General features: G+C 48.5%; 18 protein-coding genes and 1 other annotated feature. All 18 genes read right to left on the bottom strand.

Translation table 11 applies throughout. The annotated features are described in order from the left end of the window. Positions 1-51: 51 nt before the first annotated feature. The 18 genes from rplK to ESP131_RS02720 all read right to left on the bottom strand — a co-directional run bounded on the left by rplK (position 52) and on the right by ESP131_RS02720 (position 16,025). Positions 52-477 (bottom strand): 50S ribosomal protein L11, encoded by a 426-nt coding sequence (rplK, locus tag ESP131_RS02805; protein WP_023466609.1) that lies wholly within the window; start codon positions 475-477, stop codon positions 52-54. A 149-nt stretch (positions 478-626) separates the two neighbouring features. Beyond that, entirely contained in the window at positions 627-1,178 is a 552-nt protein-coding gene (nusG, locus tag ESP131_RS02800) for a transcription termination/antitermination protein NusG (protein WP_023466607.1), read from the bottom strand. A 19-nt stretch (positions 1,179-1,197) separates the two neighbouring features. After that, entirely contained in the window at positions 1,198-1,368 is a 171-nt protein-coding gene (gene secE, locus ESP131_RS02795) for a preprotein translocase subunit SecE (protein ID WP_023466605.1), read from the bottom strand. Positions 1,369-1,412: 44 nt separating this feature from the next. Further along, positions 1,413-1,559: a 50S ribosomal protein L33 gene (rpmG, locus tag ESP131_RS02790; protein ID WP_023466603.1), complete on the bottom strand. Its 147-nt coding sequence runs from the start codon at positions 1,557-1,559 to the stop codon at positions 1,413-1,415. A 155-nt stretch (positions 1,560-1,714) separates the two neighbouring features. After that, on the bottom strand, positions 1,715-2,356 hold the full coding sequence (gene sigH, locus ESP131_RS02785) for an RNA polymerase sporulation sigma factor SigH (RefSeq protein WP_029343084.1): 642 nt from the start codon (positions 2,354-2,356) through the stop codon (positions 1,715-1,717). 189 nt (positions 2,357-2,545) lie between these two features. Continuing rightward, positions 2,546-3,076 (bottom strand): NYN domain-containing protein, encoded by a 531-nt coding sequence (locus tag ESP131_RS02780; RefSeq protein WP_029343083.1) that lies wholly within the window; start codon positions 3,074-3,076, stop codon positions 2,546-2,548. Further along, complete coding sequence (gene rlmB / locus ESP131_RS02775) at positions 3,073-3,756, bottom strand: 23S rRNA (guanosine(2251)-2'-O)-methyltransferase RlmB (RefSeq protein ID WP_412767687.1); 684 nt, start codon at positions 3,754-3,756, stop codon at positions 3,073-3,075. Before rlmB ends, ESP131_RS02780 begins: the two co-directional genes overlap by 4 nt. A 166-nt stretch (positions 3,757-3,922) precedes the next feature. Beyond that, positions 3,923-4,327 carry a Mini-ribonuclease 3 gene (locus ESP131_RS02770; protein WP_047390584.1) on the bottom strand — a complete coding sequence of 135 codons (405 nt, stop codon included), beginning with the start codon at positions 4,325-4,327 and terminating at the stop codon, positions 3,923-3,925. Continuing rightward, positions 4,324-5,721: a cysteine--tRNA ligase gene (gene cysS, locus ESP131_RS02765; protein WP_047390581.1), complete on the bottom strand. Its 1,398-nt coding sequence runs from the start codon at positions 5,719-5,721 to the stop codon at positions 4,324-4,326. The genes ESP131_RS02770 and cysS overlap by 4 nt, the downstream gene beginning before the upstream one ends. Then, positions 5,675-6,394, bottom strand: a complete 720-nt coding sequence (epsC, locus tag ESP131_RS02760) for a serine O-acetyltransferase EpsC (protein WP_255343794.1) — start codon at positions 6,392-6,394, stop codon at positions 5,675-5,677. The genes cysS and epsC overlap by 47 nt, the downstream gene beginning before the upstream one ends. Positions 6,395-6,403: 9 nt before the next feature. Further along, positions 6,404-6,622, bottom strand: a binding site (T-box leader). Then, positions 6,622-8,070, bottom strand: a complete 1,449-nt coding sequence (gene gltX / locus ESP131_RS02755) for a glutamate--tRNA ligase (protein ID WP_029343080.1) — start codon at positions 8,068-8,070, stop codon at positions 6,622-6,624. Its footprint overlaps the feature before it by 1 nt. 43 nt (positions 8,071-8,113) lie before the next feature. After that, on the bottom strand, positions 8,114-8,596 hold the full coding sequence (gene ispF, locus ESP131_RS02750; RefSeq protein WP_029343079.1) for a 2-C-methyl-D-erythritol 2,4-cyclodiphosphate synthase: 483 nt from the start codon (positions 8,594-8,596) through the stop codon (positions 8,114-8,116). A 2-nt stretch (positions 8,597-8,598) separates the two neighbouring features. Continuing rightward, positions 8,599-9,282 (bottom strand): 2-C-methyl-D-erythritol 4-phosphate cytidylyltransferase, encoded by a 684-nt coding sequence (ispD, locus tag ESP131_RS02745; RefSeq protein WP_029343078.1) that lies wholly within the window; start codon positions 9,280-9,282, stop codon positions 8,599-8,601. Positions 9,283-9,414: 132 nt separating this feature from the next. After that, complete coding sequence (locus ESP131_RS02740) at positions 9,415-10,500, bottom strand: PIN/TRAM domain-containing protein (RefSeq protein WP_047390578.1); 1,086 nt, start codon at positions 10,498-10,500, stop codon at positions 9,415-9,417. A 127-nt stretch (positions 10,501-10,627) separates the two neighbouring features. Next, positions 10,628-12,004, bottom strand: coding sequence for a DNA repair protein RadA (gene radA / locus ESP131_RS02735; protein WP_029343076.1), 1,377 nt, complete (start codon positions 12,002-12,004; stop codon positions 10,628-10,630). A gap of 76 nt (positions 12,005-12,080) precedes the next feature. After that, positions 12,081-14,528, bottom strand: a complete 2,448-nt coding sequence (gene clpC / locus ESP131_RS02730; protein WP_023466588.1) for an ATP-dependent protease ATP-binding subunit ClpC — start codon at positions 14,526-14,528, stop codon at positions 12,081-12,083. After that, positions 14,528-15,601 (bottom strand): ATP--guanido phosphotransferase, encoded by a 1,074-nt coding sequence (locus ESP131_RS02725; protein ID WP_029343074.1) that lies wholly within the window; start codon positions 15,599-15,601, stop codon positions 14,528-14,530. Before ESP131_RS02725 ends, clpC begins: the two co-directional genes overlap by 1 nt. Then, positions 15,594-16,025: a hypothetical protein gene (locus tag ESP131_RS02720; RefSeq protein WP_231925672.1), complete on the bottom strand. Its 432-nt coding sequence runs from the start codon at positions 16,023-16,025 to the stop codon at positions 15,594-15,596. Before ESP131_RS02720 ends, ESP131_RS02725 begins: the two co-directional genes overlap by 8 nt. Positions 16,026-16,038 lie beyond the last annotated feature (13 nt).

Below are 16,038 nucleotides of genomic sequence, written 5' to 3'. Positions count from 1 at the left end.
GAAACTATCCGCCTGCGACCCTCATCGTTGTTCATGGTAATCAAAAAGACATTAGTCTTCGATTACGATACCCATAGAACGTGCAGTACCTTCAACCATCAACATTGCTGTTTCAACAGATGATGCGTTAAGGTCTGGCATTTTTGTTTCAGCGATTTCACGAACTTTGTCACGTTTGACTGTCGCTACTTTCTTACGGTTCGGTTCACCTGAACCACTCTCAATTCCAGCTGCTTTCTTCAAGAGAACTGCTGCTGGAGGAGTTTTAGTGATGAATGTGAATGAACGATCTTCAAAAACCGTGATGACTACAGGGATAATCAAGCCGGCTTGGTCTTGTGTACGAGCGTTGAACTCTTTACAGAAGCCCATGATGTTCACACCTGCTTGACCGAGTGCCGGTCCAACTGGTGGAGCTGGGTTTGCTTTGCCCGCAGGAATTTGAAGTTTTACGAGTTTCATAACCTTCTTCGCCACGAGACACACCTCCTTAATTCTTTAATGTGGTTTAATTGGACGTTGCGCGTCCTCCCACTCATTCTATTCGACGAGTTATTTATCGAAATAAGCACAACATCAAACACGAAAAATTGTATCATTAAAACAAAACATTCGCAATAGGAAACTTAATCGATTTTATCGACCTGTGCGAAATCAAGCTCAACCTTCGTTTCGCGACCGAACATATCAACAGAGACTTTCATCTTCTCAGCATCTGTATCAAGCTCCTCGATCGTACCTTCGAGATTTTCGAAAGCTCCTTCTTTGATTCGGACGATTTGTCCGAGTGAGAAGTCGTAACGGCTCTTCAGATCAACGAGACCCATTGATCCAAGAATGTTTTCTGCTTCTTCTGGAAGGAGTGGTGTCGGTTTTGAACCACCGCCGACTGATCCGAGGAAGCCCGTGACGTTCGGAGTATTCCGGACGACGTACCAAGAATCATCCGTCATGACCATCTCGACGAGGACATACCCCGGGAAGATCTTGACTTCACGTTCCTTGATTTTCGTTTCTCCCTTTTTGTTCGTTACTTCTTCTTGTACTGTTTCAATCGGAACGAGTACACGGAAGATTTTTTCGTCCATGTTCATGGATTCAATCCGACGTTCAAGGTTCGCCTTGACGTTGTTTTCGAATCCGGAATACGTTTGGACGACAAACCATTGTTTCTCCATGGTAGGCCACCTCTTCTTTTTACTTAATCAACCAGCTCATCAATGCGCTAAGCCCTGAATCGACGCCGAAGATGAAGACACCCATGAAGATCACCATACCGATGACCGTCAATGTGTATTTCGTCAGCTCTTTCCGTTTTGGCCAGCTCGTCTTTTTCAATTCATTCCATACGTCACGCAAAAATTTCATCGTACTTTCCCTCCAGGATGTAATAAATCGGGACAGATGAAGCCTTATTTCGCTTCTTTATGAATCGTATGCGCGTTACAACGACGGCAGAATTTCTTCAATTCCAAGCGGACAGTGACGTCCTCTTTTTTCATCGTCGTATAGTCGCGGGCACCGCAATTATCACAAGCAAGGCCTACTTTCTTCGCCATCTCAAAGTCCTCCTTCTTTGCCACTCTTCTCTTCTGTTAAGGTACTTTCCTTCCGAAAAAGAGCGTAAAAAAAAACGCCTATGAGCGGCGTCTCGCTAGTAAGGCGCTAGTTATACAGTAGCATAGGAAGGGATTACGGTCAATCTACCTCTCTGTTAGACCGTCATCTTTCGTGCTTCGAGATATCGCTCAAGTTTGCGCTTGACGCGTTGCAAGGCATTGTCGATCGATTTCACATGACGATCGAGGTCGTCAGAGATTTCCTGATACGTCCGTCCGTCGAGATAGAGCGCGAGGACCTTCCGTTCGAGGTCGCTCAGAATCTCATCCATCTTCGATTCGATGTCTGCGTATTCTTCCCGGTTGATGATCAAGATTTGTGGATCAGAAGGTGCTGTCGACGTGATGATATCAAGTAACGTCCGCTCCGATTCATCGTCATAGATCGGTTTATCGAGCGAGATGTACGAGTTCAACGGGATATGTTTCTGACGTGTCGCCGTCTTGATCGCAGTGATCATCTGTCGCGTGATGCATAATTCGGCAAATCCTTTAAACGAGGCGAGCTTATCCGTTCGGTAATCCCGTACCGCCTTATAGAGACCAATCATTCCTTCTTGGATGATGTCTTCTCGGTCTGCCCCGATCAAAAAGTAAGAACGGGCTTTGGCACGTACGAAATTTCGATACCGCTCGATCAAAAATTCGAGCGCATCGCTGTTATCGAACTCTTTCGCTTGTTCTACAAGCGCTTCATCGGTCATGCACTCAAACTGGTCGAACGAAACCAAACTCATCCTGTATCCCTCCAAGCATCATTGACGAATAGTTCAATTGTTTTTAATTATACAATAATTACCTGTGGCACGACAATGAAAATTGGCATGACCTCTTTTGTTGTATCCAAAATGTATCTTTTCTACAAAAAAATCCACCGTTCTTTCGAATGAAGGAGAACGGTGGATTGCTCATGCGAATGGTTCATATCATGTATCTGAATTCTTTCGGCGACGAATCGCTTCGAGGCGCGCGATGACGTCTTCCGGTAAATCAATCTTCGAACGCGGTTGAGCCGTCGTCTTCGCAGACGTCGTCTGTTGCTTGATGACGGCAACTGCTGCTTTCCACTCACGCCGGAGTTCCTGCGCCGATATACGGAGTGCTCCAAGCGTGAAGATGACCCATTGCTCCGTATAGTCGTTCGTCGCTACCGTCAGCTTGACCCGGATATCCTGCAGCCAGTCAGCCGCTGTTTTCTCGATCCATTCGTCCGCCGTCTCGTTTTCTCGTGTGTAGACGATATCGATTCCGCTTTTTAGCATCCTAGACTCACGTCCTGGTTGCAGATAGGCATCAAAGACGATCGTAACGCTGATCCCTGTGACGGCTTGGTACTCCGCCATCGCATGAATCAACCGTTCCCGTGCTAATTCAAAGTCTTGCTCCCGCAACGTCCGAAATTCTGGCCATGCGCCAATGATATTGTAGCCATCTACGATGAGGCGATCATATTTCATCGCGCATACGGCTTTCTAGTCCGATAGACTTCATATAATAATAGCGAAGCCGCAACCGATGCGTTGAGCGACGTGACATGTCCTGCCATCGGGAGGTGGACGAGGAAGTCACATTTCTCACGGACGAGCCGGCTCATTCCTTTTCCTTCACTTCCAATGACGATTCCGAGCGGCATCGTACCATCGAGTGTCCGGTAGTCGTCACTTTCACGTGCATCCGTTCCGACGAACCAGATGCCTTGTTTCTTTAGATCCTCCATCGTCCGAGCGAGGTTCGTCACGCGAACGACCGGGATATGTTCGATTGCGCCTGTTGATGCCTTCGCGACGACTTGCGTCAATCCGACTGAGCGACGCTTCGGAATGATGATCCCGTGAGCTCCAACAGCGTCTGCCGTCCGCAAGATCGATCCGAGATTATGGGGATCCTCGAGTTCATCAAGCATGATCAAGAGTGGTGTTTCATCCTTTTGACGGGCAAGCTCGAAGATATCTTCCATCTCAGCGTACTCATACGCTGCAACCGCGGCGACGACACCTTGGTGATTTTCCGTTCCAGCTAAACCGGTTAACCGTGAACGCGGGACGAGCTGGATTTGAATGCCCGCTTCCTGCGCCATCGCATGGATGACGGCAAGCGGTCCTTTTTGTTGTCCTTCCTGCAAGAACAGCTTGTTCATTTCTCGTCCGCTCCGTAATGCCTCTAGGACCGGATTACGACCTGACAAGAAATCTTGTCCTTCTTCGAGCGGTTCGATTACGACCGGTTGTTCCTTAACAGAAGCAGTCTTTCGCTTCTCTTGCGCTGGACGCTGCGCCTTCGTTTTCGGCTTCGCACCGGTAGCCTTAGGATTCGTCTGTTTTTTCGGCTTCGAGTAGTTCGAACGCTTGTCCGATGAGTTCTTCAAGGCGATCCCCTCCTTCTGAAAGATAAATATAACCGAGCAATGCTTCAAATGCTGTCGCGTAGCGATACGTGTGGACGTCCGTGCTCTTCGGGACAGAACCGGATTTCGCGTTCTTTCCGCGCCGGACGACCGCTGCTTCTTCTTCTGTCAACACATCCGTGTTCAACCAGTGCGTCACGACCGTCGCTTGTGCTTGTGCCCGAACATACCGGACAGCTGCTTTGTGCAACTCGCCCGGCTTTACATAACCTTGTTCGAGCAATCGCTCCCGCACACGAATCTCATAGACGACGTCGCCCATGTACGCTAACGCGAGTGCATTCAGTTGTTTGTAGTTCTTCATCCGCGCTTCCACCGCATCCCTTGCGCTGTGTCTTCGAGCAGGATCCCTTGATCACGTAGCTGATCACGGATTGCGTCCGCTCGTGCGAAGTCACGATTTTGACGTGCTGTGTTCCGCTCTTTGATCAACTGTTCGACTTCTTCATCGAGTAAGCCTTTGTCGACTGTCAACGTGACACCGAGGACATCTGATAATTCCGAGAAGAGTGCGAGGAACTGTTCGAGCACCTGTTTTGACACATGTGCTTCTCCGAGGTATAAGTTGGCTTCTTTCGAGAGATCAAATAAATCCGTCACAGCGTTCGCTGTATTGAAATCATCATCCATCGATGTGATGAAGTGTTCCTTGATCGCCGCTAGACGATTCAACCACTTCTCGTCACCTGTTCCGAGATCGGCCGTCATTTCAAGGCGGTGTTCGATGTTTGCGACCGACTCCCGAATCCGCGCGAGACCATTCGCTGCTTGATCGATCAGTTCACGACTGTAGTTGATCGGGTGACGATACTGAACCGATAACATGAAGAAACGTAACACCATCGGGTCGACTGCTTGGATCGCTTCATGGACCGTCAGGAAGTTACCGAGTGACTTCGACATCTTCTCGTTTTCGATGTTCAAGAACCCGTTATGCATCCAGTAGTTCGCGAACTTCTGCGAGTTGCATGCTTCTGACTGGGCGATCTCATTCTCATGGTGCGGGAACTTCAAGTCTTGTCCACCAGCATGGATATCAATCGTCTCCCCGAGGTATTTCTTCGCCATCGCCGAGCACTCGATGTGCCAGCCTGGTCGTCCTTCGCCCCATGGACTCGTCCATGCCGGCTCCCCTGGTTTTGCTGCTTTCCAGAGCACGAAATCAAGCGGATCTTCTTTTTTCTCTCCGACTTCGATTCGTGCGCCTGCGCGCAATTCATCGATCGACTGTTGGCTCAATTGACCATAATCCTTGAAACTACGCGTCCGGAAGTAGACATCTCCGCTTGATGCGTAGGCATTGCCTTTTTCGACGAGGACTTCGATGAAGGCGATGATATCGTCCATCGTTTCCGTGACGAGTGGATGGATGTCCGCTTTTTGGACATTCAAGGCACCCGTATCCGCGTGGTACGCCTCGATGAAACGTTTCGTCAACGCATGATAGTCTTCTCCGAGTTCGTTCGCTGTCCGGATGATCTTATCATCGACGTCCGTGAAGTTCGAGACATATTTGACTTCGTATCCGCGGTATGTGAAGTAGCGACGAACCGTATCGAAGACGATTGCTGGACGTGCGTTCCCGATATGAATGTAGTTGTAAACAGTCGGGCCACAGACATACATCTTGACCTTTCCTTCTTCTAATGGTTTAAATGGTTCCTTTTTTCCGGTCATGCTGTTGTACAGTTGAATCATGACGTCGCCCTCCTTTAATCCGTTCAATTTCTTGTTTTAATACTTCTAGTTCCATTTCAATTCGCTCTTGGCATTCGCTGACCGGATCCGGGAAACGATGATCAAGCGGTGCTTCGACCTTCATGCCATCTTGAATGACGACACGTCCCGGAATGCCGACGACGGTCGCATTTGGCGGAACGTGTTTTAAGACGACGGAACTGGCACCGATTTTTGAGTATGCCCCGATCGTGATATCACCAAGGACACGGGCACCGGCAGAGACAAGTACGCCGTCTTCAATCGTCGGATGACGCTTTCCTGTTTCTTTCCCCGTTCCGCCGAGCGTCACGCCTTGAAATAACGTGACGTCATCACCAATGATCGTCGTCTCACCAATGACGACACCCATCCCGTGGTCAATAAAGAATCGGCGTCCAATCGTCGCTCCTGGGTGAATCTCGATGCCTGTCAAAAAGCGACTGAACTGCGAAATTAATCGACCGAGTAAGCGAAACTTTGCGTTCCAGAGTCGATGGGCCAGGCGATGCATCCAAATCGCATGTAAGCCCGGGTATGTCAAAATGACTTCTAACGTGCTGCGGGCAGCTGGATCTTGCTCAAACACATTGCGGATATCTTCTCGTATCCGTGTCATATACGTTCTCCTCTCCATAAGAAAAAGCGCCTCTATGCATTGCTGCACAGAGACGCTAACGAAGCGCGGTCCCACTCTGTTTGGACGATTGACTCGTCCCTCTCGACGTCCGTTAACGCCGGAGATACGTCTGCGCCTACTCTCAGGGATTTCGGGCAGCACTCAGAGGGGCATTTCATGATTCGCTTCTTCAAGCCCTCGCACCATTCGAGCTTGTCTCTGGAGAAGAAGACGCATCGTTACTTTCCTCGTCTACGCTTTCGTTATTCTGCTTCAAGCCGTGCAAGCACACGGTCTTTTCCTAGTAATTGAATCGTGTTCGGGAGTTCTGGACCATGTGTCTGTCCTGTCGTCGCGACACGAATTGGCATGAACAAGTTTTTACCTTTTTGACCAGTCGCTTTTTGCGTCGCTTTGATCGATGCTTTGATTGCTTCTGGTGTCCACTCTTCGAGAGCGCGTAACTGGTTCGCGAATTCTGTAAGTACAGTTGGAACCGTCTCGCCACTCAAGACAGTGTTTGCCTCTTCATCATACACCACTTCGTCCTCAAAGAACATCTCTGAAAGCTTGACGATTTCCGCGCCATGCGTCATCTGTTCGCGGTATAACGCGACAAGATCACGTGCCCAAGCGAGCTCTTCTTCTGAAGGCGACGCTTCGACGCGACCTGCTTCTTGTAAGAACGGAAGACTGGCTTCGAATACTTCTTCGAACGATTGATGTTTCATGTACTGACTGTTGATCCAAGCCAATTTGTTTTGGTCAAAGACAGCTGGACTCTTCGAGAGACGATCCGCGTCAAAGATTTCGATGAACTCTTCTTTCGTGAAGATTTCTTGTTCGCCGACCGGTGACCATCCGAGAAGCGTGATGAAGTTGAGCAATGCTTCCGGGAGATAACCGAGCTCTTTATACTGCTCGATGTACTGAATGATCGAGTGATCACGCTTCGAGAGTTTCTTGTGTGATTCGTTGACGATCAATGTCATGTGACCGAACGTTGGGTATTCCCAACCGAACGCATCATAGATCATCATCTGTTTCGGTGTGTTCGAAATATGATCATCGCCACGAAGAACATGGCTGATCGCCATTAAATGATCGTCGATGACGACGGCAAAGTTGTACGTCGGAATGCCATCTTTTTTGACGATGACCCAGTCACCGAAGTCTTTTGATTCGAATGAGACATCGTCTTTAACGATATCATTCCATGTATACGTGACATCCTCCGGTACACGAATCCGAATTGACGGCGTGCGACCTTCTGCGCGGAACGCTTCTTCTTGTTCTGCTGTCAGGTTACGGTGCGCTCCTGAATAACGTGGTGCTTCTCCGCGTGCGATTTGTGCTTCACGTTCTGCTTCGAGTTCTTCCGATGTCATGTAGCAACGGTAAGCAAGTCCTTTTTCAAGTAACTCATCCGTGTACTTTTGATAGATATCGAGACGTTCCATTTGTGAATAAGGACCGTACTCGCCACCGCGACCTGGACCTTCGTCCCAATCGACACCGAGCCACTCGAGGTTCTTCATTTGACTCTCGACACCACCTGCGATGTTCCGCTTTTGGTCCGTATCCTCGATTCGTAATACCATCTTACCGCCTAAATGGCGTGCAAACAGATAGTTAAATAATGCAGTCCGGGCATTCCCGATATGCAAGTGTCCTGTTGGACTTGGGGCATAACGTACTCGTACTTCTGCCATTGCCAATCACTCCTTCGACTAAAATTCGCTTATCTAGTATACCTTATTCTTCGATTCGTTTCAGTAGAATCACTGCTTGACAAGCGATTCCCTCTTCACGTCCCGTAAAACCTAACCATTCCGTCGTCGTTGCCTTGACATTGATCTGTTCAATGTCCGCTTCGAGTAATTCCGCGATCCGCGCACGCATCGTGTCGATGTAAGGACGCAGCTTTGGTGCCTGTGCGATGACTGTCGCATCTAGGTTGCCAAGCTCATACCCTTGTTGTTTAACAAGCGCGTAAACATGTTGTAGCAATTTTGCTGAATCGGCATCCTTGAATTCCGGATCCGTATCTGGAAAATGTTTTCCGATATCCCCTGCTGCGATCGCACCAAGTGCTGCGTCGGCAATCGTATGTAATAAAACGTCTGCATCCGAATGACCGAGCAATCCTTTCGTATGCGGAATCTCGATGCCGCCTAAAATCAATTTCCGATCCTCTGCAAAGGCATGTACATCAAAGCCTTGTCCAATTCGAATCATCGTCATTTCCCTCGTTTCATTAGAATCGCTTCACCGAACCAAAGATCGTCCGGTGTCGTCATCTTGATATTTTCGTAGTGACCGTGGACGATCGTTACTTTTCCTCCGTCCCATTCTATCAAACTTGCATCGTCGGTTCCTAGGTATTTCGTTGCCGCTTTTTCATGAACCGTACGAATCGTCGCAAGATCAAACGCTTGTGGTGTCTGGGCTGCCATCAGGTGCTCCCGCGGAACGGTCTCGCTGATGTGGTTCGCTTCAATCCGTTTGACGGTGTCTTTGATCGGCACGGCAAGAATCGCTGCTTGATCCAAAGCTGCCGCCTGGACGACCGCATGAATCGCTGCTTGTGAAATGAACGGTCGGGCACCATCATGGATCAGAACAATTCCTTCGCCTTCTAACGCCTCAAGACCACGGAGCACACTTTCCTGACGTTCGGCACCACCCGTGACAAGTTTAATCGATGTCTTATAAGACGCGATAATACTTGTAAACCATTCCTGTTCTAGTGGATTGATCGCGAGGACGATTTCCGTACAAGCTGGATCTGCCTCGAAGACATCTAGTGTCCAAGCGATGATTGGACGGTCTCTCAGTTCAAGCATCAATTTATTACGATCTGCGCCCATCCGCTTACCGGCACCAGCAGCGGGGATGACGACGCGATAGGTGGTTGTAGACATCCCATTCCCTCTTTTCTCTCTCACTGATCATCGTGATCCATTCCATCACACCGAAAACGGACTCGATCATGAAATCGAATCCGTTGCGGGGTCTATCCGAATGCCTCTCGATGTCTCTCTAGGCATAGTGTCTCATTTTTCTTGTGGTTTCGCAAAAATCATTCGTCCAGCTGACGTCTGCAAGACACTCGTGACGACGACACCAATCGTTTTCGAAATGAGGTGTTTGCCTCCTTCGACGACGACCATCGTCCCATCTTCGAGATAAGCGATGCCCTGTTTTTGTTCTTTCCCTTCCTTGATGACAAGGACGGTCATCTCTTCTCCTGGAATGACGACTTGTTTGACGGCATTCGCCAGATCATTGATGTTGAGAACAGGAACATGTCGGACTTCACAGACTTTGTTCAAGTTATAGTCGTTCGTGACGACGATGCCTTTGACGAGTTCCGCGAGTTTAATTAGCTTAATATCGACTTCCGGTACATCCTCGAAATCGCCGTCATAAATTTCGACCTCGACTCCAGGGATGTCTTGTAACTCTTTTAAGACATCAAGTCCACGACGTCCACGGTTTCGTTTCAACGTATCGGAAGAATCCGCGATGTACTGCAACTCACCGATAACGAATTGCGGGACGATCAGTTTTCCTTCGACGAAGCCGGTTTTCGTGATATCCGTAATTCGTCCGTCGATGATGACGCTCGTATCAAGTACCTTGCTGTTTGATTTAACTGGAACGACGACTTCAGGTGTTGCTTTTTTCTCACTTTGGTTGCTGCGTAAGAAGATTTTCGTCAATTCATGACGTTTACGATACCCGACCGTAAAGCCGAGATATCCGAATAACGCGGTCACGAAAATTGTTAAGACGTTACTGAGGACAGGAATACCTACTAAATCAATCAATGTACTAACAAGGAAAGCCAGTACCAACCCGATCAACAAACCAAATGTTCCAAAAAAGAGATCTGCCACTGGGGCTTTGACGAGTCGTTCTTCTAAAAATCGGAGAAGTCGAATTACCGAATCCGTAATGAATAATCCAATTAATAAGAATATGAGTGCACCAATCGTTCCAGTTACGTATTCGCTCATCAACCAGGCGGGGAATGTCGTATTCGTTGCCGTTTCAATTAATTGGAAGAACTGAGGCAGCAACAAAATCCCGAGGGCAAGTCCGAGTAATGCAAAAAATACCCGAATGACGATTTTCAATCTTCTCACCTCCTTTGCTTATTTTAAGTTCATTGTAACATGTACTGATTTGAACTACCTACGCCGGAAGGAGGGGAAACTGTTTACATATCCATTACAGTTCCCCCATTTTTTGCGTCATTCCAGTTTAAAACGGAATTGTTTCACGTAATGCTTCGTCCACACTCTCGACACCAACGACCGTAATTCCATCCGGATACGTCCAACCACCCAAGTTGTTTTTCGGAATGATGGCGCGTGTGAAACCAAGTTTAGCTGCTTCTGCTACACGTTGTTCGATCCGCGATACACGGCGAACCTCACCTGTCAATCCGACTTCACCAATCACGACATCCGTCGGACGCGTCGGTTTGTCACGGAAACTAGAAGCAATCGCAACACAAACCGCCAAGTCAATCGCAGGTTCATCAAGCTTCACACCACCGGCTGCCTTGAGGTAGGCATCTTGTGTTTGTAAGAGAAGACCCGACCGTTTCTCAAGAACAGCCATCAATAAGGCAACCTTATTTTGATCGATTCCGGTCGCCATCCGTCTTGGATTCCCGAATGACGTCGGTGAAATCAACGCTTGCAGTTCAACGAGGACCGTCCGTGTCCCCTCCATGGAAGCGACGATCGTCGAACCAGATACACCGGATGTCCGTTCCTCGAGGAAAATTTCTGACGGATTCAAGACCTCTTCAAGACCGGACTCCCGCATCTCAAAAATTCCGATTTCATTCGTTGAACCAAATCGGTTTTTGACGGCACGCAGAATCCGGAACGTATGGTGACGTTCGCCTTCGAAATACAAGACGGCATCCACCATGTGCTCCAGTAAACGTGGTCCAGCAATCGAACCCTGTTTCGTGACGTGACCGACGATGAAAATCGCAATACCGCGACTCTTCGCAATTTTCATCAGCATCGCCGTACATTCACGTACCTGTGTCACGCTGCCGGGTGCGGACTGGATTTCATCGATGTAGACGGTTTGAATCGAGTCGATGATTAAAAAACGTGGCTGTTCTTCATCGACGACACGTTCAATCATGTTCATATCCGTCTCACTGAGGACGAACAAATCTTGTGTCGGTAAGCCAAGCCGTTCCGCGCGCAATTTGGTTTGTTTAAGCGATTCTTCCCCTGAGATGTAGAGCACTTTTTCGCCACGTTGAGCAAGGCGTGCACTCGTCTGCAGCAAGATTGTCGACTTCCCGATCCCTGGGTCTCCTCCAACAAGCACCATCGAACCTGGAACGATACCTCCTCCGAGGACACGGTCGAATTCACCACTTCCGGTAAAGACGCGACTCTCTTCTTGCGAGACGATGTTCGCGAGACGCTCTGGCTTCAATTGTTTTGTCGTCGTATGAACGAAAGCGGCACCGCGCCGTCCTTTTTTCTCTTCGACGACTTCTTCGACCATCGTGTTCCATTCCCCGCACCCGGAACAACGTCCCATCCATTTCGGTGATTCGGTCCCACAGCTTTGACAAACGAATTTTGTTTTTAACTTAGCCAATCGATTCATCCTTTCTGTTTCAAAAAAAGGACCAGCTTCGCTCAGAAAGTGCGAAAGCTGGCCCTGTGCTCAGTGCTTATTCCGTTGCGGCAGAACTCACGTGATTCCGGCGAACGATGAATTCGTTCTCTTCGACATCAAGCGCAACACGTTCTCCTTTTTGGATATCGCCTGCGAGCAATGCTTCTGACAACCGGTCTTCCGCTTCCCGTTGAAGGGCACGACGGATTGGACGTGCGCCGTACTCTGGATCGTACCCGATATCAGCGATCTTCGAGAGGGCAGCTGGTGTCAATTCGAAATGAATTTCCTGTTCAGCCAAACGTTTTTCAAGGGTTTTCGCCATCAACTTCACGATCTCTTCGATGTGTTGTTTCTCGAGTGAGTGGAAGACGATCGTTTCATCAATCCGGTTCAAGAACTCTGGACGGAATGCCCGTTTGAGTTCTTCCATGACTTTATCTTTCATGTCTTTGTATTCGCGATCCGTATCTTCAGAAACAGCGAATCCAACATATTTATTCCGTTTAAGGGCACTTGCACCGACGTTCGATGTCATGACGATGATCGTGTTACGAAAATCAACCGTCCGACCTTTCGAGTCTGTTAAGCGTCCATCATCAAGTACTTGCAAGAGAATGTTGAAGACTTCTGGGTGCGCCTTCTCGATTTCATCAAGTAAGATGACCGAGTACGGTTTCCGGCGAACTTTTTCCGTTAATTGACCGCCTTCTTCGTAACCGACATATCCTGGAGGTGAACCGACGAGACGGCTCGTTGCATGTTTCTCCATGTACTCTGACATGTCGATCCGGATGATCGCATCCTCATCTCCGAACATCGCTTCGGCAACAGCGCGTGCGAGTTCTGTTTTACCAACCCCAGTAGGGCCGAGGAAGATGAACGAACCGATCGGACGTTTTGGATCTTTGAGTCCAGCACGTGCGCGGCGGATGGCTTTTGAAATCGATTTAACGGCTTCGTTTTGACCGATGACACGATCGTGAAGGATTTCTTCGAGGCGAAGGAGACGATCCGTCTCTTCTTCCGCGATCTTCGTGACCGGTACACCTGTCCAGTTGGCAACAACTTGTGCGATGTCATCTTTTGTGACTTCAAGTTTTTCGTTGCCTTGTTTATTCTGCCATTCCTCTTTCAAACGCTCAAGTTCATCGCGTAATTTTTGTTCTGTGTCACGAAGACTTGCTGCTTTTTCAAACTCTTGGCTTTGGACAGCTTCATCCTTGTCCTTACGGATACCTTCGAGTTTTGCTTCGACTTCTTTTAAGTTCGGTGGTGCTGTATACGAGCGTAAACGAACTTTTGATGCCGCTTCATCGATCAAATCGATCGCTTTATCCGGAAGGAAACGATCCGAAATGTATCGATCCGACAATGTGACGGCTTCTTGGATTGCTTCGTCTGTGATCGTCACACGGTGGTGTGCTTCATAACGATCGCGAAGACCAAATAGGATTTGTGTTGCTTCATCCGTCGTTGGCTCTGCGACTTGGATCGGTTGGAAACGACGTTCGAGTGCCGCATCTTTTTCGATGTATTTCCGGTACTCATCAAGAGTCGTTGCTCCGATACACTGAAGTTCGCCTCGTGCGAGTGATGGTTTAAGGATGTTCGATGCATCGATCGCACCTTCTGCTCCACCCGCTCCAATCAATGTATGCAACTCATCGATGAAGAGAATGATGTTCCCCGCTTGACGAATCTCATCCATGACCTTTTTCAAACGATCTTCGAATTCACCACGGTATTTCGTACCAGCGACGAGTGTTCCCATGTCGAGTACCATGACACGTTTATTGCGTAACGTCTCCGGCACTTCGTTGTTGATGATTTGTTGAGCGAGACCTTCGACGACAGCCGTTTTACCGACCCCTGGTTCCCCGATCAAGACCGGGTTATTCTTCGTCCGGCGGCTTAAGACTTCGATGACGCGTTGAATTTCTTTCGCACGACCGATAACTGGGTCAAGACGTGTTTCGCGCGCTTGTTGTGTCAAATCACGAGCAAGACCATCAAGTGTAGGTGTTGCGACACCTGAACCTGCTTGCGACGCGTTTGCTGTCGTTTCGCTGTTCCCGAGCAACTGGAGTACTTGCTGACGGGCTTTTGAAAGACTGATGCCTAAGTTATTCAAGACACGAGCAGCAACGCCCTCTCCTTCTCGAATCAATCCGAGCAAGAGGTGTTCTGTCCCAACGTAAGAGTGACCAAGTTTACGTGCCTCATCCATTGATAACTCGATGACCTTTTTCGCACGTGGTGTATAGTGAATCGTCGTTGCACCATCTTGTCCGCGACCGATCAATGCTTCGACTTCCATTTGAATTTTATCTGAACTGAGACCGAGTGCTGTTAAGGCTTTCGCAGCGATTCCGTCTCCTTCACGTACAAGTCCGAGTAAAATGTGTTCTGTTCCGATATTGTGGTGCCCCAACCGTACTGCCTCTTCTTGAGCAAGTGCCAATACACGTTGTGCACGTTCTGTGAATCGTCCAAACATCATTATGCAAAACCTCCTTGTGTGTGATCCCTGTTTGTCTGTTCGGTTAACATCGTCCGGATTCGTTTCGCCCGTTCGATGTCCCGTTCTCTAGATGTTAATTGTTTCCCGAAATGCTTTTGTAGAAAACCTGTTTGTAGTGATACGAGCAGTTGATGAAAAAGATTTGGAGGAAGATTGACCTCTAGTCCCAGACTATCTGCTAAGCGGACATCCGATAGTCGTTCCGTTGCTTCCCGCGCTGTAATCAGTCGAGCTGATGTCAGGATGCCATAGGAACGATATAGTCTGTCCTCTAGTTCTTCTTGATACATCTCCAATAATCCTTTTCGTGCTGCCTGTTCTGCTTCAATTAATGCTTCAACGGCAAATTGATAGTCCGTGATTAGCATATCCTCGCTTGCCCCAAGCGTCCGTTGGTTCGACAGTTGAAACATACGACCAGATGCATCGCTTCCCTCGCCGTAACGCCCACGAATCGCGAATCCAAGCTGTCGTAAGTGTTTGATATAGCCTTGAATCTGATTCGTCAGGACCAGTCCCGGTAAATGCAACATCACGGAAGCACGAAGACCTGTTCCGACGTTACTCGGACATGTCGTTAAATAACCAAGCGTGTCATCAAAAGCAATTTTAAATCGTTCACTGATCAAGCGATCGACTTGTTTTGCGATCCGAAACGCTTCTTCAAGTTGAAGTCCCGGTAATAACGTCTGAATCCGGAAATGATCCTCTTCATTGACCATGACACTGATCTGCTCATCTTCACTGATGAAGAGTCCTGTCCGTGGATGACTCGCTAACGCCGGACTGATTAGATGCTTTTCTACTAAAGCGGTTCGAGTCAGGACATCCGCCTGATCGACGCGACCAAACCGAAACCCTTTCATCCCGTTTAGTTGGCGTTCCGTCTCGTCAATGAGCGCATTGGCTTGTGCTTCTGACAACATCGTTGAGAACGGATAACGTGTCGTATTGCGCGCCAATCGGATCCGTGTCGAAACGACGATGTCGTCAAAGGGAGAAGATTGATTCATCGATTCGCTTAAAGGGTGTTGGAGCAACTCTTCAAACATGACGCAAATCCTCCTCGACACTTTCAATCTGTTGTTTTATGATTTCTGCTTCTTCATAGTCTTCTGCTAAGATTTTGCGATTGAGTTGTTCTTTCAGTCGACTGAGCTGCTGGTTCAATCGTTTTTCCACGGATTCCTCATCAGGTCGTGAGCCATAGTGTTGCGTATGACCGTGTTGGAACTGACGAACCATGCCGTCGACTTCGTCTTTAAAAAATGAATAACAAGTCGGGCAACCGACTTTACGAAGATGAAGCAATTGTTGACGGGTCATACCGCAAGACGGACACGCCGTCCCTTGATATTCACGTGCTAACTCCCGCACACAAACCGAGCATAAGAACTTCTCATCGGTTTCCGATTCTTGTGGAAGTTTGACACGGACGATTGCTTCTCGTTCGCCACATCGTTGACAACGCATCATGCATTCCTCCAAT

Origin of the sequence: Exiguobacterium sp. U13-1 (genome assembly GCF_001750115.1) — a bacterium.
GTDB classification, from domain to species: Bacteria; Bacillota; Bacilli; order Exiguobacteriales; family Exiguobacteriaceae; genus Exiguobacterium_A; species Exiguobacterium_A acetylicum.
Note: the sequence above shows the minus strand (reverse complement) of the source record. Positions and strands in the feature narration are given on the sequence as shown.